Source organism: Ideonella flava, from assembly GCF_051857595.1.
In the GTDB taxonomy this organism is placed as follows: domain Bacteria; phylum Pseudomonadota; class Gammaproteobacteria; order Burkholderiales; family Burkholderiaceae_C; genus Ideonella.
In genome coordinates this window covers 43,355-62,866 of record NZ_JBPZHD010000005.1, presented here as the reverse complement: position 1 = coordinate 62,866, position 19,512 = coordinate 43,355, and the positions used below count along the sequence as shown (strand labels likewise).

The window sequence follows — 19,512 nt, the reverse complement described above, 5'->3', positions numbered from 1 at the left end:
AGCGATGTCGCGATGCACTCGTGCCCCCGGGGCGGGACGCCCCTCACGCGGCGCAGCAAACAGCGCTCCCGCCGGGTCGGCCAGCGGCCTGGCGTGCTGTATGCTTGTCCAGTATCCGAAGTCTGAAACCGTGAGCTACGCCGTTGCCGTTCGCGAGCTGTGCTCCTTCACCGCCAAGGCGGGCGACCTGGACCACCGCTTCACGCCCTCGCCCACCTCCGAAGAGGGCCTTGCCGGCCACAGGCTCGTGGCCTCCCGCCGCGGCCCCGGCCATCGGGCCGAAGTGTCCGTCCAGGGCGCGTTCGAGGAGCTGCTGGTACGCGGCCGCGCGGATGGCTTCGATGAGCAGCAGGCGCTCGTCGAGGAAGTGAAGACTTTTCGCGGCCAGCTGTCCAACATGCCCGGCAACCAGCGCGCCCTGCATTGGGCCCAGGCGAAGATGTACGGGGCGATGCTGAGCCGGGAGTTGGGACTGGCGACCCTGACCGTCCGGCTCGTCTATCTCGACATCGACAGCGGCGAAGAAACCCACCTTGACGAGACCTGCAGCGCCGCTGAGCTGGGGGCGTTCTTCGAGCTCCAATGCCGCCGCTTCCTGGCCTGGGCGCGCCGCGAGATCGCCCACCGAAGCTCGCGTGACGAGGCGCTGCTGGCCCTGAAGTTCGCCCATCCCGAGTTCCGCTGCGGGCAGCGCCGGCTGGCGGAGCAGGCCTTCCTCGCCGTCCGGCGCGAAAGGGTGCTGATGGCGCAAGCGGGCACGGGCATCGGCAAGACGCTCGCGACGCTGTACTCCACGCTGAAGGCCGCGCCCGGGCAGCGCATCGACAAGGTCTTCTTCCTCACGGCCAAGGGCAGCGGACACGCCCCGCCGTTGCAGGCCATGGCGAAGCTCGCCGAGGCGCACGGCGAACTGCCCTTGCGTGTGCTGCAGCTCACGGCCCGGGCCAAGGCCTGCGAGCACCCGGACAAGGCCTGCCACGGCGAATCGTGCCCGCTGGCACTGGGCTTCTACGACAGGCTGCCCGAGGCGCGAAAGCAAGCCGCCGAGGCGAAGCAGCTCGAGGCGGCCGACCTGCGGCGCATCGCCCGGGAGCATTCGATCTGCCCCTACTACCTCGCCCAGGAGATGTCGAGATGGGCGGACGTCATCGTGGCGGACTACAACTATCTCTTCGATGTCACCGCCCTGCTCCACGGCCTGACGCTGGCCAACAGCTGGCGCGTGGCCCTGCTGGTCGACGAGGCGCACAACCTCGTCGACCGCGGCCGCGCGATGTACTCGGCGAGCCTGTCTCGCGACGACTTGCGCACGGCGGCCCGCGCGGCGCCTGCCTCGCTGCGCAAGCCGCTCCAGCGCCTCGGCCGCGCCTGGCCCGTGATCGCCGCGGAGGCCGAAGCCGGCTACCAGGCCGCCGATGAACTGCCGTCTCGTTTGCTGTCGGCGGCCGGTGACGTGTGCACGGCAGTGGGCGACCTGCTCGCGGAAGACGCCGCCGGCGTCTCGCCGGAGCTGCTCGACCTGCATTTCGAGCTGCTGCACTTCAGGCGCCTGGCGGAGTCGTTCGGGGCTCACTCGTTCTTCGACATCACCCGGCTGCCCGGCCGCGGCCGCTCGGTCGTGGGCATCCGCAATGCGGTTCCCGCGCCTTTCCTCAAGCCGCGGCTGGCCGCGATGTCGTCAGCCGTCCTGTTCTCCGCCACGCTGCAGCCGCAGGCTTTCTATGCCGACATGCTGGGGCTGCCCGAGGACGCGGCCTGGCTGGAGGTGGACCCGCCCTTCGTGCCCGAGCAGCTCAGCGTCCATGTGGTGACGGATGTCCCTACGCGCTTCACCCACCGAAGTGCTTCCGCCCTTCCGATCGCCGAGCTCATCGCCTCGCAGTTCCGCCGCAAGCCGGGCAACTACATCGCCTTCTTCAGCAGCTTCGACTACCTCGAAATGGTGGCGCAACGGCTCGAGGAATTTGCCGACGTCCCGACCTGGAGGCAGCACCGCAGCATGGCCGAGGCAGACCGGGAAGCCTTCCTCGCGCGCTTCACGCCCGCAAGCGCCGGCGTGGCACTGGCCGTGCTGGGCGGGTCTTTCGCTGAAGGGGTCGACCTGCCCGGCACGCGGCTGATAGGCGCGTTCATCGCCACGCTGGGCCTGCCACAGTTGAACCCGGTCAACGAGCAGATGCGCCGCCAGCTCGACCGGCAGGTGGGGGCCGGTTTCGAATACACCTACCTCTATCCCGGCCTGCGCAAGGTGGTCCAGGCCGCCGGGCGAGTCATCCGCAGCCCCGAGGACACGGGCACGCTCTACCTCATCGACGAGCGCTTTCGGCGGCCGCAGGTCCGTGAACTGCTGCCGCGCTGGTGGAGCTTGCCCGCGAGCGGAGCCTGCGCCGCTGCAGCACGAGCCACGCTGCCGGCACCACCAGCATCGAAAGCAACGGCGCCGTGACCATCCCGCCCACCATGGGCGCCGCGATGCGCGCCATGATCTCGGCGCCGGTGCCGTGGCCCCACATCATCGGGATCAGGCCGGCCAGCACGATGGCTACCGTCATCGCCTTGGGCCGCACGCGCAGCACCGCGCCTTCGCGGATGGCGGCGAGCAGGGTCGCCTCGTCGTCCGGCGCACCGCCTCCAAGCCGCTGCTTCAGCGCGTTCTCCAGGTAGACCAGCATCACCACGCCGAACTCGGCCGCCACGCCGGCCAGGGCGATGAAGCCGACGGCCGTCGCGACGGAAACCGAGTGGCCCAGGGCCCAGACGAGCCAGAAGCCGCCGACCAGCGAGAACGGCACCGCCGCCATCACCAGCAATGCATCGGTGGCGTTGCGGAACAGCAGGAACAGCAGCATGAAGATCAGCGCCAGCGTGGCGGGCACCACCACCTTCATGCGCTCGGTGGCGCGCTCCAGGTACTCGAACTGGCCCGACCAGGACACTGAGTAGCCAGCCGGCAGCGCCACCTCGCGGGTCACCACGGCCTGCATCTCGCCCACCACCGAGCTCAGGTCGCGGCCGCGGACGTCCACATACACCCAGCCGGACAGGCGGGCGTTCTCGCTGCGCAGCATGGGCGGTCCTTCCGCGATGCCGATGCGCGCCACGTCCTGCAGCAACAGCTGCGCGCCTTGGTCGGTGACGAAGGGCAGCGTGCGCAGCCTCTCCAGCGAGTCGCGGATCTCGCGCGGGTAGCGGACGTTGATCGGGAAGCGCTCGCGGCCACTGACCACCTCGCCCACGTTCTCGCCGCCAATGGCCGTGGAGACGATGGCCTGCACGTCGGCCACCGAAAGGCCGTAGCGCGCCGCCGCGGCGCGGTCGACGTCCACGTCGATGTAGCGCCCGCCGGTGAGCCGCTCGGCGAGCGCGGAGGACACGCCGGGCACCTTCTTCACCGCGAGTTCGATCTGCGTTGCCAGGCGGTCTATCGTCGGCAGGTCGGCCCCGGCCACCTTGATGCCCACGGGGCTCTTGATGCCCGTGGCCAGCATGTCGATGCGGTTGCGGATGGGCGGCACCCAGATGTTGGACAGGCCGGGCACCTTCACTGCGCGGTCGAGCTCGTCGACGAGCTGCTCCGGCGTCATGCCGGGCCGCCACTGGTCGCGTGGCTTGAACTGGATGGTGGTCTCGAACATCTCCAGCGGCGCGGGATCGGTCGCCGTGTCGGCGCGACCGGCCTTGCCGAAGACGCGCGCGACCTCCGGCACGGTCTTGATCAGCCGGTCGGTCTGCTGCAGCAGCTCCGTCGCCTTGGAGACCGACAGGCCCGGCAGCGCCGAGGGCATGTAAAGCAGGTCGCCTTCGTCCAGCGGGGGCATGAACTCGCCACCCAGGCGAAGCACGGGGACTGCGGTCAAGGCGAGCACGGCGCCCGCGACGAGCAGCGTCGCTTTCGGGAATCGCAGCACGGCCTCCAGTGCCGGCCGGTACGCCCGCATCAGCCAGCGGTTCAAGGGGTTCGAGGCCTCGTGCGGGATCCGGCCTCGCACCAGCCAGCCCATCAGCACCGGCACCAGCGTCACCGAAAGCGCCGCGGCGGCCGCCATCACGTAGGTCTTGGTGAAGGCCAGGGGCGAGAACAGCCGCCCCTCCTGCGCCTGCAGCGTGAAGACCGGCAGGAACGACAGCGTGATGACCAGCAGCGAAAAGAACAGTGCCGGCCCCACCTCCACCGACGCCGCGGTCACCAGCGCCCAGCGCTCCTCGGGTGTCGGCTGGCGTTCGTTGGCATGCTCGAAACCCTCGATCTGCTTGTGCGCCGCCTCCAGCAGGACCACCACGCCATCCAGTGCCGCGCCGCAGGCCAGGGCGATGCCGGCCAGGCTCAGGATGTTGGCGTTCAATCCCTGCCAGCGCATCACCACGAAGGCGATGCCGACCGCGACCGGCAGCGAGATCACCGCCACCAACGCCGAGCGCAGGTGGAACAGGAAGATGGCGCAGACCACCGCGACGGCGATGAACTCCTCGGCGAGCTTGAGCTGCAGGTTGGCGATGGCCCGGTCGATGAGGAGCGAGCGGTCGTAGGTCTCGATCACCTCCACGCCCTGGGGCAGGCTGGGCTGCAGCTGCGCGAGCCTGGCCTTGACGGCCTCGATGGTGCTGCGGGCGTTCTTGCCCGAGCGCATCACCACCACGCCGCCGGCCACCTCGCCCTGCCCGTCCAGCTCGGCGATGCCGCGTCGCATCTCCGGGCCGATCTGCACCACGGCGACGTCGCGCAGCAGCACCGGTGTCGCGCCCACGGCGGCCAGCGGGATGGTGCGGAAGTCTTCGAGCGACTTGAGCAAGCCGATGGACCGCACCATGTACTCGGCCTCGGCCATCTCCACCACCGATCCGCCGGAGGACTGGTTGGCCTCCTGCAGCGCCTGCACCACCACGGCCTGCGTGATGCCGAGCTGCCGCATTCGATCGGGGTCCAGCACGACCTGGTACTGGCGCACCATGCCGCCGATGCTCGCGACCTCGGCCACGTCGGGCACCGTCTTGAGCTCGAACTTCAGGAACCAGTCGTTGAGCGCACGCAGCTGGCCGATGTCCGTGCGGCCCGTCCGGTCGACGAGGGCGTACTCGTAGATCCAGCCGACCCCCGTGGCATCCGGCCCGAGCGCGGCCGTGGCACCGGCGGGCAGCCGGGCCTGCACCTGGTTGAGGACCTCGACCACCCGCGAACGCGCCCAGTACGGGTCGGTCCGATCGTCGAACAGGATGTAGACGAAGGAGTCGCCGAAGAAGGAATAGCCCCGCACCGTCTTCGCGCCCGGCACGCTCAGCATCGTCGTCGTCAGTGGATAGGTCACCAGGTCCTCGACCACTTGCGGCGGCTTGCCGGGGTAGCTGGTGCGCACGATGACCTGGGTGTCGCTGAGGTCGGGCAGCGCGTCGACCGGCGTGGTGGCCGTGGAGAAGACAGCCGCGGCCACGAGGAAGATCGTCGCGGCGAGGACGAGGACTCGGTTGGCCACCGACCAGCGAATCAGCGCCGCGATCATGGCCGCGCCTCCAGGCTGCCCAGCACCGAGCGCAGCCGCGCTTCCGAGTCGACCAGGAACTGGCCGCTCGCGACGACCTGCTCGCCTTCCGACAAGCCCTGGCTCACCTCCAGCGTGTCGCCGAGATCAGCCCCCAGCTTGATCTCGCGGGGCTCGAAGCGGCCCTCAGGCCCGCGCACGACGGCCACGGCCCGGGTGCCGGTGCGGATGACGGCCTCGGCAGGCACGACCAGGCGCAGGGACGAAGGGCCCGAAACCTGCAGGCGCAGCAGCATCCCGGGCACCAGCCTGCCGCCGCGGTTGTCCACCTCGAAGCGGGCCTGAAGCGTGCGGGTCGAAGCGCTCACCTGCGGCAGGATCTCCTGCAAGGTCCCGGTGAAGGTCTGCCCCGGATCGGCCTGCAGCACCGCACTCACCTTCTGGCCTCGCACCAGTCGCACGGCCTGTGCCTCGGGCACGTCTGCCACGGCCCAGACCTTCTCCAGGCCGGCGATGCGGAACAGCGTCATGCCAGGAGACACGGCCATGCCTTCGCGAACGCCGAGCTCGGCGACCACGCCGCTCACGGGTGCCGGGAGCGTGTACCGCGCCTGGGCGACGCCGCTGTCCTCGGCCTGCCGCACCAGCTCGGCCGGGATGGACAGGGTTCGTGTGCGATCCCGCGCAGCAGCGATCAGCTCGGGCGACGCCCCTGAGCGCTTGAGCGCCACGAGTTCGTTCAACGGCCCCAGCCACTCGGGCGCGTAGACCGTGGCCAGGGCCTGGCCCTTGACGACCCGCTCCATCGTCGCGCGGACGGCCAGCCGCTCCACATAGGCGGCCACGCGCGTCTGGACGGCGACATTCAGCCGCTCGTCGAACTGCACCGCGCCCACCGCGTCGAAAGAGCTGCTCATCTCGGCGCGGCGGACGGCGACCGTCCGGATGCCGAGGTTCTGCTGAACCTGCGGGCTGATCTTCACGCCCGTGTCGCCGCCCTGTTCGTCGGCATAGACAGGCTCCAGCTCCATGTCCATGAAGGGCGACTTGCCGGGCTTGTCGAACCTCTGGCCCGGCACCATCGGGTCGTGCCAGTAGAGGATCCTTCGTTCGCCGGCGGAGGCTGCTGCTGACGGGGCCACCGCGGCGGCCTGGCCGGCGGGCGCGGTGTGGCGGCCGAGGTAGAACGAACCGCCACCGATCACCGCTGCCACGGCGAGCAGCAGCCCGAAGGACGTGATGCGGTTCATGGCGCGACTCCCGTGGCAATGGGCTTGTAGACGAGCTGCACGCGGGTCCTGGCCAGCTCGCGCTGCAGCGACACCAGCTTTCGCTCGGATTCGAGCTCGGCATGGCGCGCCTCGAACAGCATGGCGAGGCTCGCCTGGTTGGAGCGGTAGGCGGCCAGCATGGCGGCCGAGCGCTGCTGCAGCGGCGTCAGCACCGCGCCGCGGAATCGCTCGATGCGCTGCGCGAGGCGGCGCTCGTCGCTGGTCAGCGCGGCGTATTCGCCCAGGGCGGTCCGGCGCGCCTCCTCCAGCTCGGCTTCGGCCTTGTCGACCATCGCCAGCTTCGCCGCGGTCTCCCGGTCCTGCCGAGCCGCTGGGGCGACCGTCAGCGGGATGGTGACGCCGAAGGAGACCAGGTCCGGCCGCCCCTGCCGCTGGCCATACGAAAGCTCGTACGTCCAGCTGGGACGGCGGGCCAGGCGTGCCAGCTCGGCCTCCTGGCGGGTGAGCGCGACGTCCCGCTCCTTCGAAAGCACGGCGGGATGGGCAGCGACGTACGACGGCTCGGCCGGCGTGGTGGGCAGTCGAGGCGGCAGCAGCTCATCGGCCATCACGCCCACCCAGCGCTGCAGCGTCGACAGCGCGGCGGCTTGCTGCTGTTGCTGCTCCGCCGATTCGTCCTCCGCGGCGCCCTGCTCGCTCGCCGCCATCAGCACCTCGGCACTGCTGCCGGAGGGGGTGGCCAGGCGGCTCGTCGTGGCCTCTTGCGCCTCGTGGGCATGGTGTTCGCCGCGCGTCGCCAGCCGCAGGGCCTCGCCTGCATACCAGGCCTCGACGTAGGCCATGGCCGCCTGCAGGCGCGCTTCGCCGGCGGCGATCTGCTCCATCGTCGATTCCCGGTCGGCGAGCGCCATCGCGGCAGCCTGGCGAGCGGAGCGCCTCTCGGCCGGCACCCACTCCTGCGACAGGCCGATGCGCTTCATCGTCATGTCCTCTGTCGCCGGGTTGAATCGGTCGCGGCCGGTGGCCGGCAGGTTGTCGATGCCGAAGGCGAGCATTGGATCGGGCAGCTGCCCCGCAGCGCGCGCCATCTCGGCAGCGCCCTGCGCGCCCGCACGAGCCGACCGGGCGGACTCGGAACGTTGCACGGCGAGCTCCATGGCCTGGTCGAGCGACAACGGCGCCGCCTCGGCCAACAGGGCCGGCGCCAGGGCGGCGACCAGGAGGGTCGCGCGCAGGAATCGTGGTGACATGAAAGGCTCCGAAGACGCACGGGAGGCTGCTGGCGTGCGCGGGCGCGGCACCAGCACCGGTCGGTCAGCGGAGCGGGGTCAGACTCTCAGCCTGAGGGTGGCGAGGAACAGCGGATCGGGTGGCGGCCGCTCCTCGGCGGTCGCGATCGGCACCAAGGCGCTCGCCGCTTCGGTGGCCAGCACCAGCGGCAGCTCGAGCACCTGCACGATGGCCGGCAGCGAGGCCACCGGCAGCTTCAGCGCCTCGAAGGTCTTGCCCGGTTCGGCGGCATGCTGGTGGCACAACACCGGCTGCTGCGGGTCCATGCCTTCGCAGGGCAGCCCTTCGGCCATCATGCGGGCCATCGCCTCGGCGTCGCCCTGGCGCGGGCAGACGTACTGCGCCAGCGCCATCTGCGCGAACAGCAGCGACCACACCAGGAACAGTGCGGTGCCGAGGCGGAGCGGGCGATGGCGCGACATGACGGACGCCAGAGTGTAGGCGCCGCGCTACGGCGCTGGCTTGATCGCCGTCACGGTCAACGCGCCGTTGCGGTTCTCGGCGGCGAACTTCACCTTGTCGCCCACCTTGAGCGAGTCGAGCATCGTGGGATCGGCAACCTTGAAGACCATGGTCATGCCGGGCATGTCCAGGTTCTGGATCGGCCCGTGCCTGAGCGTGAGCTTGCCCTGCTGCTTGTCGATCTTGCGCACTTCGCCGTCGACGTCCGGCGTGGCAGCGGACGCGGCCGGTAGCGGTGGCGCCGGCTGGGCGAAGGCCGGCGCGAGCAGGGCCAGGGCGGCGGCGGTGATGATGCCTTGGAGGTATTTCATGACGGCTTTCCTTGCTTCACTTGACGACGAGGCGTCCCACCATCCCGGCCTCGAAGTGGCCGGGGATGAGGCAGGCGAACTGGTAATCGCCGGGCTGGGTGAACTGCCAGACGATCTCGCCCCGGGCGCCGGGCTGGACGTGGGCCATGTTCGCGTCCGCATGCTCCATGGTCGGGAACTTGCGCATCAGATCGGCGTGTTGCTTCAGCGCCTCGGCCGTGCCCAGCACCATCTCGTGCAACTGCTTGCCGCTGTTGCTGACGACGAACTTCACCGTCTCGCCGGTCCGGACCCTGAGGTCGGACGGCGTGAAGCGGAAGGCATCGCTCATGTCGACCTGGATCACGCGGCTCACTTTCCGCGGATCGCCCTCGCGGCCGAAGGCGTGTTCCTCGACCTGGGAGGGGTCGTACGCATGCGGCTTGGGCGGATGGCTCTCGTCGCCATGGGCGTGAGAGACGAAGGGCGCCAGCACGGCTGCGGCCAGCGCCAGGGTGGGGAGAGTCTTCATCGCAGGGGTTCCTTCAATGGCCGGTGTGGCCCGCAGGCTTGCGGACCTGCAGCGTCTGGTCGTCCGGCCCCGGGGCGCTGGCCCGCGCGGGCTCGGGCAGGTCGCCGGTGTACTCGCGGGCCTGCGTCCCGGCGGGATGCCGGTAGGGGCCCGGGTCCCTGAAATCGCCGCGGGCGACTTGGTCGCGGACCTTGACCACGCTGAACATCCCGCCCATGCCCACCGGCCCGAACGGCCCGGTGCCGGTCATCATCGGCAGCGTGTTGTCGGGCAGCGGCATCTCCATCTCGGCCATGTCGTGCATGCCGCGGTCGCCCATCACCATGTAGTCGGGCACCAGGCCGGTGATCTTCTTGACGAGGTCCTTCTGGTCGACGCCGATCATGGTGGGCACGCCGTGGCCCATGGCGTTCATCGTGTGGTGGCTCTTGTGGCAGTGGATGGCCCAGTCGCCGGCCAGAGCGTCGAACTCGATGGCCCGCATCTGCCCCACGCCGATGTCGGTGGTGACCTCCGGCCACCGCGCCGACTTCGGCACCCAGCCGCCATCGGTGCCGGTGACCTCGAAGTGCGGCCCGTGCATGTGGATCGGGTGGTTCGTCATCGTCAGGTTGCCGATGCGGATGCGCACCCGGTCCCCCGTGCGCGCCACCAGCGGGTCTATCCCCGGGAAGGCGCGGCTGTTCCAGGTCCACAGGTTGAAGTCGAGCATGGTGTTCACCCTGGGCGTGGCACTGCCGGGCTCGATGTCGTAGGCGTTCAGGATGAAGCCGAAGTCCCGGTCGACCTTGAGTGCAAGCGGGTCCTTCGGATGGACGATGAACAGGCCCATCATCCCCATCGCCATCTGCACCATCTCGTCGGCATGCGGGTGGTACATGAAGGTGCCCGGCCGCTGCAGCACGAATTCGTAGACGAAGGTCTTGCCCACGCCGATGGGCGGCTGGGTCAGGCCGGTCACGCCGTCCATGCCGGAGGGCACGAACAGCCCGTGCCAGTGCACGCTCGTGACCTCGGGCAGCTTGTTGGTCACGAAGATGCGCACCTTGTCGCCCTCGACCGCCTCGATGGTCGGGCCGGGACTGGAGCCGTTGTAGCCCCACAGCCGGGCCGTCATGCCGGGTGCGATCTCACGCACCACCGGCTCCGCGACGAGGTGGAACTCCTTGACGCCGCCCTTCGTGCGCCAGGGCAGCGACCAGCCGTTGAGCGTGACCATGGGCTGGAATGGGCGGCCGTCCGGAGGCGGGGGTGGCGGCAGCGTGGCGGGTGACGAAGTGACCGGCGCCTCGGGCAAGGAGGCGGCGCCGACGCGGCTGACGGCCGCTGCGCCCAGCGCCACGGCACCGGCGGTTCGAAAGAAGCTTCTGCGGTTCGACATGGTGTGCTCGGCCTTCAGTGGTCGGTGCTTCGGGACTCGGGGGTGGCGGTCACGGCGGCCTCGCCCGCGGCACCTGGGGAGCGCCCGGTCAGTGCGGTTTGCAGGTTGGTCTGCGCGATCCAGAAGTCGCGGGTCGCCTGCACGGAGCCGGCCACGGCGCGCACCTGCTCACGCGCGTCGGCGAGCAGGTCGAACACGCTGACCAGCATGCCGTTGTAGCGAAGCAGGTTCTCGTCCGAGATGCTCTTGCGCAGGGGCACGACCTCGTCGCGGTAGTGCCGCGCCAGGTCGTACGTGGTGCGGTAGGCGGCGTAGGACTCGCGCACCTCCGACTGGGCGATGAGCGCCACGTCGGCCGCGTGGTGGACGGCCTGCAGGTAGGTCGCCTCGGCCCTCGCTGTCCGCACCGAGCCGAAGTCGAACAGAGGCAGCTCGAGCGAGATCTCGTAGCCCCGGGCGGTCGGGCTGCCGGTCTCGCTCCTGTTCTGGTAGCCGAGTTCCAGCGCGTTGACGAAGCGCGTCGCCTTCGTGAGGCCGAGCGACTTCGCGGTGGCTTCGGCGGCCCGCCTGGCCATCAGGACGTCCAGCCGCTTGTCCAGCGCAGCCTGCTCGGCGGCACGGGGCTCGACGGGTTGCGATGGCAACTCCGGCAGCCGCTCCGGCAGCTTGAAGTCCAGCTGTTCGCCCGACAGGCCCAGCAGCCGCGTCAGGCGCTCTCGCTCGGCCACGGCCTGCTGGCGTGCCCGCGCGAGATCGGCGACGGCATCGGCGCGAAAGGCCTGCTCGCGCATTCGGGCGAGCTGGCTGAAGTTGCCCGCCTCGGCCATTCGCCTGGCCAGTTCGCTCGAGGCATCGGCCGCCTCCTGGACCTGTTGGAAGTAGCCCACCAGCTCCTGGGCTGCGACGGCACCGAACCAGGCGCGCCGGGTCTCGGACGCGATGCGCACCGCATCGTCCGCCGCCTTCAGCTGCGCCTGCTCGAACCTGCGGGCCTCGACCTCACGGGCCGCCGGCAGGGTCAGCAGCCCCAGCACGTCGAACACGATGGCGCGATCGATCTCGACCACGCCGCCGCCGGCCAGGCGGCCGAAGCTCAGCAGCGGGTTGCGCAGGCGCCCCGCCTGCACGAGGTCGGCCTCGGCGATGCCGAGCTGGCTGAAGCTGGCCTGCAGGCCGCGGTTGTTCAGCAGCGCCAGCTCGACCGCCGTGTCTGGCGTCAGCGGCTGACCCAGGATCTCGCGGACACGCGTGCGGACGGTGTCGGCGTCTTGGGGCGAGCGTTGCGCGGCCACCGTGTGACCGATGCGATCCTTCGTCAGCCCGGCGACCGCCTCCATCCCGCCGTCGGGCGAGAAGGAGGCGCAGCCGGCCAACAGGAGCGCCACGGCCGAGCAAGCGGCCGTGCGATGTGAAAGCTTGTTCATCGTTCGAAGTCATCCAGAAGGCCGGGCCTTGGCGCCCGGCCGACGCTCGCGCGACACGCGCACGAGCCCCTCAGGCCTCGCTCGGAGGCCTCGATGGGTCAGATGCTTCGGGGAGGTCGCTCCTGGCCATCCGAGAGAAAGCTCGCGGCGGGAGCGGAGAAGTCAGGGAATGACGCCGCCGGCGCGTCGAGCGGTGGCGGCACGCCGGGCATGTCGCTCGGCAGCGGGGTGATGGAGCAGAAGGCCGAGCAAAGATTGCACTTGTCGTGGTCCGATGACGGCAGCTCGTCGTGGCTCGCAGCGGCGTCATGGTGGTGCGCTGAATGCCCTTGCATGTCGGCCGCCTGGTGGTCGTGCGTCGCATGCATCTCGCCCTGGCCGCCGATCACTGAAGGCGGGCACAGCATGGCAGCCGCCATCGCCCCCCGGACCGGGAGCAACGTGGCGAGCACCACCAGGAGCCAGAGACGAAGGATTTTCACGGGGGCCAAGACTAGCAGACGAAGCGCACTGTGGGCCTTGCCACAGTGGCAAGGTCAAGCGGGCATGTCCCGGGCGTTGCGCCGCGTGGGTCGGCCTAGAGTTCGCCCCATGAAATCGACCCTTGCAACTGCCCTTCTGTGCGCCCTCGCCTGCGGCCTGCCCACGGCGCAGGCGGCAGGACTCGTCTCCATCGAGTGGTCGGCGGACGGCCGGTTCGCGCACGAACTGACCGTGCCCGGCCACAAGTTCGCCGAGGCGTGCGGCAAGCTGCCCGCCGGCACCAGGGTCGACTGGACCTTCGAAGCCGGCGCGCCCATGGACTTCAACATCCACTTCCACGAGGGCAAGGAGGTGCGCTTTGCAGCCCGGCAGGACGGCATCGCCGGTTCCGCCGGAACCTTGCAGGCCCCTGTCGAGCAGGACTACTGCTGGATGTGGAGCAACAAGTCGGCCCACGGCGCCAGCTTGAAGGTGCAACTCCAGCGTCGCAAGGCTCAAGACGCCGGGGCGGGCTGAGGCGTCGGCCCTTGCCCCACGGGGCCGGTCATGCGGCTCGGCGCCGGTTCGCCCCCGGTTTCAGGCCGGCCAGGCCGGCCAGCGTGCGATCGGCGGCCTCGGCCACCACCGGCTGGCGCGACTCCAGCGACTCGATGATCGGGCAGTCCGGCCGGTCGTCGCCATGGCAGCAGTGCACCAGGTGCTCCAGCGTGGCCTTCATGGCCTGGAGTTCCTTGAGCTTGGCGTCCAGCTCCTCGATGTGGGCCTGGGCCAGGGCCCTCACCTGCCGGCTGGAGCGCCGGCGGTTCTGCCAAAGGCCCAGCAGCTCGCGGATCTGCTCGATCGAGAAGCCGAGGTCGCGCGACTGGCGGATGAAGCGCAGCGTGTTCACCTCGCTGTCGGTGTATTGGCGATAGCCCGATTCGGTGCGGGTGGCTTCGGGGAACAGACCGACGCTTTCGTAGTGCCGGATCATCTTGGCCGACACGCCGGAGGCCTTGGCCGCCTGGCCGATGTTCATGCTCATGCTCATCTTTGACTTTCAGGACCCGCGCCAGCGGCGCAGCGTCAAGGCATTGGTGACGACGCTCACGCTGCTGAAGGCCATGGCCGCGCCGGCGATCACCGGGCTCAGCATGCCGAGCGCCGCCAGCGGGATGCCCAGCACGTTGTAGCCGAAGGCCCAGAACAGCCCCTGCTTGATCTTCGAGTAGGTGCGGCGGGAGATGTCCAGCGAGTCGGCCACCAGGCGCGGGTCGCCGCGCATCAAGGTGACACCGGCGGTCTCGGTGGCCACATCGGCACCGCCCGCCATGGCGAAGCCTACCGACGCCGCCGCCAGCGCCGGCCCGTCGTTCAGGCCGTCGCCGACGAAGGCGACCACCTGGCCGCCGGCCTTGAGCTCTTCCACGATCCTCGCCTTGTCGCCCGGCAGCACTTCGGCGCGGAAATCCTGGATGCCCAGTTGCCGCGCCACCGCCTGCGCGCTGCCCCGGTTGTCGCCGGTGAGCATGACCGTGCGGATGCCGAGTTCGTGCAGCCGGGACACCGCTGCCAGGGATGAAGGCTTGATCGTGTCGCCGAAGGCCAGAAGGCCCAGCAGTTCATGGCGTTGGCCTTCGCGGCGCAGCAGCCAGGAGACCGTCCTGCCCTGCGCTGCCAGGCGATCGGCCTCGGGCGCGAGCGGCCCTGCCTCCACTTCCAGTTCGTCCAGCAGGCGCGAACTGCCCAACACCAGCAAGCGGCCTTCGACGCTGCCTTCCACACCGCGGCCGGGCAGTGCCTTGGCCTCCTGCGCAGGCGGCACCTGCAGGTCTTCCGCGTTCGCCTTCTCCAGCACGGCCACGGCCAGCGGGTGGCTGCTGGTCTTCTGCAGCGCTGCCGCGAGCCTCAGCACCTCGTCACGCTCCACGCCCGGCACGGCCTCGACGGCGACGAGCGAAGGCTTGCCCTCGGTGAGCGTGCCGGTCTTGTCGAAGGCGACGATGTTCACCGCATGTGCCAGCTCCAGCGCCTCGGCGTCCTTGATCAGGATGCCGTGGCGCGCCGCCACGCCGGTGCCGGCCATGATGGCCGTCGGCGTGGCAAGGCCCAGCGCACACGGGCAGGCGATGACCAGCACCGCCACCGCGTTGATGAGGGCCTGCTCCCAGTCGCCCGCCACGCCCACCCAGCCGAGGAAGGTGAGCAACGCGATGCCGAGCACCACGGGCACGAAGACGGCGCTGACCTGGTCCACGATGCGCTGGATGGGCGCCTTCGCCGCCTGGGCGGACTCGACCATGCGGATGATGCGAGCCAGCGTGGTCTCGGTGCCTATGGCGGTGGTGCGCACCAGAAGCGCCCCTTCGGCGTTGATGGAGCCGCCCGTCACCTTGTCGCCCGCGCCCTTGGCCACCGGCAGGCTCTCGCCCGTGATGAGGGATTCGTCGATGTGGCTGCGGCCCTCGGTCACTTCCCCGTCCACGGCCACACGGTCACCGGGCCGGACCACCACCACGTCGCCGAGGCGCACCTGCTCCACCGGCACCTCGAGCTCGGCCCCTTCGCGACGCACTCTCGCGGTCGTCGGGCGCAGGGCATTCAGGGCGCGGATCGCGTCAGCCGTCTGGCGCTTGGCGCGGCCCTCCAGCCACTTGCCCAGCAGCACCAGCGTGATGACGGCGGCGGAGGCCTCGAAGTACAGGTGCGGCATGCCATGCCCGGCGTGTCGCCACAGCAGGTACACCGACAGCCCGTAGGCCGCCGTGGTGCCTAGCGCGACGAGCAGGTCCATGTTGCCGCTCTTCGCGAGCACGGCCTTCCAGCCGGAGCGATAGAAGCGAGCGCCCAGCCAGAACTGCACGGGTGTCGCCAGGGCCAGCTGCAGCCAGCCATCGAGCATCCAGTGGATGCCCAGCAGCTCGAGCAGCATCGGCAGCATCAGCGGGACGGCCAGCGCCGCGCTCGCGGCCACCGGCCACCACTCGGGCAGCCGCCTCGGGGCGGCCGGGCGAACCTGGTCAATCTCGGTGGCCTTGTAGCCCGCCTTCTCGATGGCCGCCTTGAGCGCCGAGGCCGGCACATTCGGCAGGGCCTGCACGGTGGCCTTCTCGGTCGCGAGGTTGACCGACGCCGCGGCCACGCCGGGCACTTTCTTCAGAGCCTTCTCGACCCGCATCACGCAAGAGGCGCAGGTCATCCCCTCGACGAGCAGCGTGGTGTCGGTCGTGGCGGCCTGGTTCGACAATGTGGTGGCGGCGTTCATGGGGGTCCGGCGGATGATGGACTGGCTGGCATCTTCAAGGTTCCCACCGTGGAAAGGTCAAGCCGATGCGACATGATGGCCTGCTACAGGCAGGGTCTTGACGTCGAGGGCCTTGACCTTCCCACGGTGGAAATCCCCACAGTACGCCCATCGACAACCCGTCGACCGATTGGAGAACCCATGATTGCATTCGAAGTCAATGACATGAGCTGTGGCCACTGCGTGGGCGCCATCACCCGGGCGGTGAAGGAGGCCGACCAGGACGCGACGGTCAGGATCGACCTGGCTGCGCATCGCGTGGAAGTCGAATCCGCTGCCGCCAGCCCGGACCAGTTGGCCAGGGTCATCGAGGACGCCGGCTACACGCCGGTGCCCCTGCCGGCCTGAGCAGACTGGCGATCTGCCTGCGCGGCCGGCCCCTGGGCCCCGGCATTTCTGGCCTTAAATCGCTTCCGGGTGATCAGAACTTGCCAAAAGGACGCTGATCTCACTCAAGTCTTCGCAGATCTCGCCGAAGCTTGCAAGCACATCCGGGGCGCGGATGGGTCCCGGGCGGTCCGGGACCGAACGCGACGTCGCCGGGCCCCAGCGAGGTTGAGTTGATAGCCATCGAAAACCTGAAGATCGGCACGCGCCTGACGGCCGGCTTTGCCCTCGTGATCGCCCTGCTGATCGCCACGGCGTTCACCGGCTTTCACCAGATCGATGCCGTCGATGACGACACCGAGGTGATCCTCCACGATCGATACGTCAAGGTGGGCCTGGCCCAGACGATCGAGAACGAGGTGAACAAGCAGCTGCGCGCCATGCGTACCGCGATGATCACCTCGGATCCGGCGATCGCCGCGCAGGAGCTCGGAAAGCTCGAAGCCTCGGGCCCGGTGGTGGCGGACGCGATCCAGCGCCTGCAGGCCACGGTGCACAGCGAGGCCGGCAAGGCGGCGCTGCAGCAGCTGGTCGAATCGCGCGCCCGCTTCAAGGATCGCGAGGCCAGCACGGTCTCGCTGATCCAGGCCGGCAAGGTCGAGGAGGCGCGGGGGCAGCTGGTGAGCGTCATCCTGCCGCTGCAGACCGACTACCTGCATGCCATCGAGGCGTTCAGCAAGACCCAGGTCGACGGCATGGAGGCCTTCGGCAAGCAGGCCGCGCAGGAGGCCGCCCAGGGCAAGGTGCTGCTGCTCGCCCTGTCGGCCGTGGCGGTGCTGCTGGCGGTCGGCATCGCCTTCGTGCTGACGCGCTCCATCACCGTGCCCATCGCCGAGGCGGTGCGCGTGGCGCAGACCGTGGCCTCCGGCGATCTGGGCTCCCGGATCGAAGTCACCCGCCGCGACGAGACCGGGCAGCTGCTGTCGGCGCTGAAGACGATGAACGAAAGCCTGGTGCGGATCGTGGATCAGGTTCGCCTGAGCAGCGACTCGATCGCGACCGGCTCCAGCCAGATCGCCACCGGCAATGCCGACCTGTCGCAGCGCACCGAGGAGCAGGCCTCCAACCTGCAGCAGACGGCGGCGTCGATGGAAGAAATCACGGCCACCGTCAAGCAGAGTGCCGACTCGGCGCGCGCCGCGTCGCAGCTGGCCGCCTCGGCCACCAGCGTGGCGACCAAGGGGAAGTCGGTGGTCGCCGAGGTGGTCTCGACGATGGGCGACATCAGCGCCAGCTCGCGCAAGATCGCCGACATCACCGGCGTGATCGACGGCATCGCCTTCCAGACCAACATCCTCGCGCTGAACGCGGCCGTCGAGGCGGCGCGGGCCGGCGAGCAGGGCCGCGGCTTTGCCGTGGTGGCCGGTGAAGTGCGCACGCTGGCGCAACGTGCCGCCACGGCGGCCAAGGAGATCAAGGTGCTGATCGGCGAGAGCGTCGGCCGCGTCGAGGCGGGCACCCGGTTGGTCGGCGGCGCCGGCACGACCATGGAAGAGATCGTCCAGCAGGTGCAGCGTGTCGCCCAGTTGATCAGCGAGATCGGCAACGCCTCCAGCCAGCAAAGCGTCGGCATCGGCCAGATCGGCGATGCGGTGAACCAGCTGGATCAGGTGACGCAGCAGAACGCCGCACTGGTCGAGGAAGCGGCCGCCGCCGCCGACAGCCTCAGCCGCCAGGCCAGGCGCCTGACGGAAGTGGTCGGCGTGTTCAAGCTGGCCGCCAGGCGCGAAGGCGCAGTCGCCTGACGAGGCGGCGTCAGCGCGCGGCGGGCAGCCACTGCCCGCCCCATCCCCGCGCGATGCGGCACAGGCCCGGAAAGGCGCGCCAGGCGAAGCGCCCGGCCTGGGCCAGCAGCTCGCGCCGACCGACGAAGCCTTGGCGGAGCTCGTGCCGGCACAGCGTCCAGGTCAGGCTGAAGGCATCACCGGCCAGGTAAACGCTCGCCAGCACCAGCGCCAGGATGCGCTGGCCCGGCAACGGCCCCATGCTTCGCAGGAGGTCACCCGCCACGTGCTGGTGCGCCAGCTCCTCGGCGCAGTGCCAGCGCCACATCCGGCATTCGCGGCGCGGCGTGTCGTCGACCCAGGCCTCGCCCCGAAGGACCTCGGCCGACAGCAGGGCCGTGAGGTGCTCGAAGGCCGCCGCCAGGGCCAGCCGCATGCGCAGGCCGAGGCGATCCAGTTCGCCCACGGCGGCCGTGACGCCCTGCTCGGCTTCGCGGGCCACCGGGATGGCGTCGTGCAGTTCGGCGTTGTAGCGGCGATGCGCCCGCTGGTGGGAACGCTCCTCTCGGATGAAGCGCCCGGCCTCGGCGCGCAGGCGCGGATCGGCGTCGGGATGAGTGTCCAGCCAGTCCTGTGCGGCCCGAATCACGAACTCCTCGCCGGCCGGCAGCAGCAGCGACAGCCCATCGAAAAGGCGCGTCCTGAGTGCATTGCCGTTCCAGTAGCGCCGGGGCTGCATCACGCGGCCCTGCGGCTGGCCAACAGCTGAGCGATCAGGCCCGACATGGCCTGCAGCGTCGACATCGGCATGCGCCGCCACAGCGGCCACAGGTTGGACAGCGGGATCACTCCCCGCAGCACCGCGCCATGGTCGAGCGACGCGGGATGAGGAAAGTAGTCTGGCCGCACGGCCACCAGGTCCTTGAACCCTCGGCGGTGGTAGTAGCGCAGCTGCGGGTCCAGCGGCAGGCCGCCGTGGCTCATGCGCGCATAGCTCTCGGCCGACAGTGCCGGCTGGGCCCGCAGGGCCTTCGCCAGGCCGGGCAAGGGCGAGCCGAGATAGATCTCGCGCCAGCCGTTCTTCAGCGCATGGGGCCAGAAGAAGCGGATCAGCTCCCACACGGCCGTGCCGTCGGTGCTGGTCAGGCTGATGCCGAAGAGGCTGCGGGTGGCGGCCGGCCGCCGGCCCGGCAGATCGGCCGCACAGTCGTACCAGCATTCGGCCCGCAGCACCTGCTCGGGGTGGATGGGCTTCATGAACAGCGAGGCCAGGGCCTCGCCGGTGCGCGCGCAAAAGGCGCCGAGGCAGAGCTCGGGGTAGGCCTTGATGCGCCGGCACAGGGCGCTGGCGTCGGCGGCCTGCTCGCCGTTCCATTGGCGGGCCTCGAGGCGCAGCAGGGCGGGAATGTCGTCGGTGGTGAGAAGGCGTGCCGTCGGCGTTGCCGTGGCGGCGCGAGAGCGCAAGGTGGAATGCGTGCTGGGCATGGGACCGGAAGTTCCGTCGAGGCCCGCATGCTCGTCAGCCCATGTTGCAACGCCGTGAAAGATCC

The 19,512-nt window shown here is 70.0% G+C and carries 16 protein-coding genes and 1 pseudogene; 4 read left to right on the top strand and 13 right to left on the bottom strand.

Annotated elements, in window-relative coordinates; all coding sequences use genetic code 11:
- Positions 1-4: 4 nt before the first annotated feature.
- Positions 5-2,305, top strand: a pseudogene (locus ACS5PM_RS11855) (ATP-dependent DNA helicase); the annotation flags it as partial.
- A gap of 1 nt (position 2,306) precedes the next feature.
- Here ACS5PM_RS11855 and ACS5PM_RS11850 read toward each other — a convergent pair.
- The 9 genes from ACS5PM_RS11850 to ACS5PM_RS11810 all read right to left on the bottom strand — a co-directional run bounded on the left by ACS5PM_RS11850 (position 2,307) and on the right by ACS5PM_RS11810 (position 12,567).
- Positions 2,307-5,495 carry an efflux RND transporter permease subunit gene (locus ACS5PM_RS11850; RefSeq protein ID WP_439387832.1) on the bottom strand — a complete coding sequence of 1,063 codons (3,189 nt, stop codon included), beginning with the start codon at positions 5,493-5,495 and terminating at the stop codon, positions 2,307-2,309.
- Positions 5,492-6,724 carry an efflux RND transporter periplasmic adaptor subunit gene (locus ACS5PM_RS11845; RefSeq protein WP_439387831.1) on the bottom strand — a complete coding sequence of 411 codons (1,233 nt, stop codon included), beginning with the start codon at positions 6,722-6,724 and terminating at the stop codon, positions 5,492-5,494. The genes ACS5PM_RS11850 and ACS5PM_RS11845 overlap by 4 nt, the downstream gene beginning before the upstream one ends.
- Positions 6,721-7,956, bottom strand: coding sequence for a TolC family protein (locus ACS5PM_RS11840; RefSeq protein WP_439387830.1), 1,236 nt, complete (start codon positions 7,954-7,956; stop codon positions 6,721-6,723). The genes ACS5PM_RS11845 and ACS5PM_RS11840 overlap by 4 nt, the downstream gene beginning before the upstream one ends.
- 78 nt (positions 7,957-8,034) lie before the next feature.
- Positions 8,035-8,418, bottom strand: coding sequence for a hypothetical protein (locus tag ACS5PM_RS11835; protein ID WP_439387829.1), 384 nt, complete (start codon positions 8,416-8,418; stop codon positions 8,035-8,037).
- A 27-nt stretch (positions 8,419-8,445) separates the two neighbouring features.
- Positions 8,446-8,769 (bottom strand): copper-binding protein, encoded by a 324-nt coding sequence (locus tag ACS5PM_RS11830; protein ID WP_439387828.1) that lies wholly within the window; start codon positions 8,767-8,769, stop codon positions 8,446-8,448.
- Between the two features lie 16 nt (positions 8,770-8,785).
- Positions 8,786-9,280 (bottom strand): cupredoxin domain-containing protein, encoded by a 495-nt coding sequence (locus ACS5PM_RS11825; protein ID WP_439387827.1) that lies wholly within the window; start codon positions 9,278-9,280, stop codon positions 8,786-8,788.
- A 13-nt stretch (positions 9,281-9,293) separates the two neighbouring features.
- The gene (locus ACS5PM_RS11820; RefSeq protein ID WP_439387826.1) at positions 9,294-10,661 is read right to left on the bottom strand and encodes a multicopper oxidase family protein; all 1,368 of its coding nucleotides are present in this window, start codon (positions 10,659-10,661) and stop codon (positions 9,294-9,296) included.
- Positions 10,662-10,675: 14 nt separating this feature from the next.
- Positions 10,676-12,085, bottom strand: a complete 1,410-nt coding sequence (locus tag ACS5PM_RS11815; protein ID WP_439387825.1) for a TolC family protein — start codon at positions 12,083-12,085, stop codon at positions 10,676-10,678.
- Between the two features lie 98 nt (positions 12,086-12,183).
- A complete protein-coding gene (locus ACS5PM_RS11810; RefSeq protein WP_439387824.1) occupies positions 12,184-12,567 on the bottom strand; it encodes a hypothetical protein in 384 nt (127 codons plus the stop codon).
- 109 nt (positions 12,568-12,676) lie between these two features.
- Between ACS5PM_RS11810 and ACS5PM_RS11805 the strand changes: the two genes are divergently transcribed.
- Positions 12,677-13,084, top strand: a complete 408-nt coding sequence (locus tag ACS5PM_RS11805) for a hypothetical protein (RefSeq protein WP_439387823.1) — start codon at positions 12,677-12,679, stop codon at positions 13,082-13,084.
- 28 nt (positions 13,085-13,112) lie between these two features.
- Here ACS5PM_RS11805 and cueR read toward each other — a convergent pair whose 3' ends face one another.
- Both cueR and ACS5PM_RS11795 read right to left on the bottom strand, forming a co-directional pair.
- Entirely contained in the window at positions 13,113-13,592 is a 480-nt protein-coding gene (gene cueR, locus ACS5PM_RS11800; protein ID WP_439387822.1) for a Cu(I)-responsive transcriptional regulator, read from the bottom strand.
- Between the two features lie 15 nt (positions 13,593-13,607).
- Positions 13,608-15,812, bottom strand: a complete 2,205-nt coding sequence (locus tag ACS5PM_RS11795; protein ID WP_439387821.1) for a heavy metal translocating P-type ATPase — start codon at positions 15,810-15,812, stop codon at positions 13,608-13,610.
- Positions 15,813-15,992: 180 nt separating this feature from the next.
- Here ACS5PM_RS11795 and ACS5PM_RS11790 point away from each other — a divergent pair, with 180 nt between their 5' ends.
- On the top strand, positions 15,993-16,199 hold the full coding sequence (locus ACS5PM_RS11790; RefSeq protein ID WP_439387820.1) for a heavy-metal-associated domain-containing protein: 207 nt from the start codon (positions 15,993-15,995) through the stop codon (positions 16,197-16,199).
- Between the two features lie 212 nt (positions 16,200-16,411).
- On the top strand, positions 16,412-17,983 hold the full coding sequence (locus ACS5PM_RS11785; protein WP_439387819.1) for a methyl-accepting chemotaxis protein: 1,572 nt from the start codon (positions 16,412-16,414) through the stop codon (positions 17,981-17,983).
- A gap of 10 nt (positions 17,984-17,993) precedes the next feature.
- On the opposite strand, the gene ACS5PM_RS11780 is transcribed toward ACS5PM_RS11785, so the two are convergent.
- Both ACS5PM_RS11780 and ACS5PM_RS11775 read right to left on the bottom strand, forming a co-directional pair.
- Positions 17,994-18,701 (bottom strand): metal-dependent hydrolase, encoded by a 708-nt coding sequence (locus tag ACS5PM_RS11780; RefSeq protein WP_439388202.1) that lies wholly within the window; start codon positions 18,699-18,701, stop codon positions 17,994-17,996.
- Positions 18,701-19,447: a hypothetical protein gene (locus ACS5PM_RS11775; RefSeq protein WP_439387818.1), complete on the bottom strand. Its 747-nt coding sequence runs from the start codon at positions 19,445-19,447 to the stop codon at positions 18,701-18,703. Before ACS5PM_RS11775 ends, ACS5PM_RS11780 begins: the two co-directional genes overlap by 1 nt.
- Positions 19,448-19,512 lie beyond the last annotated feature (65 nt).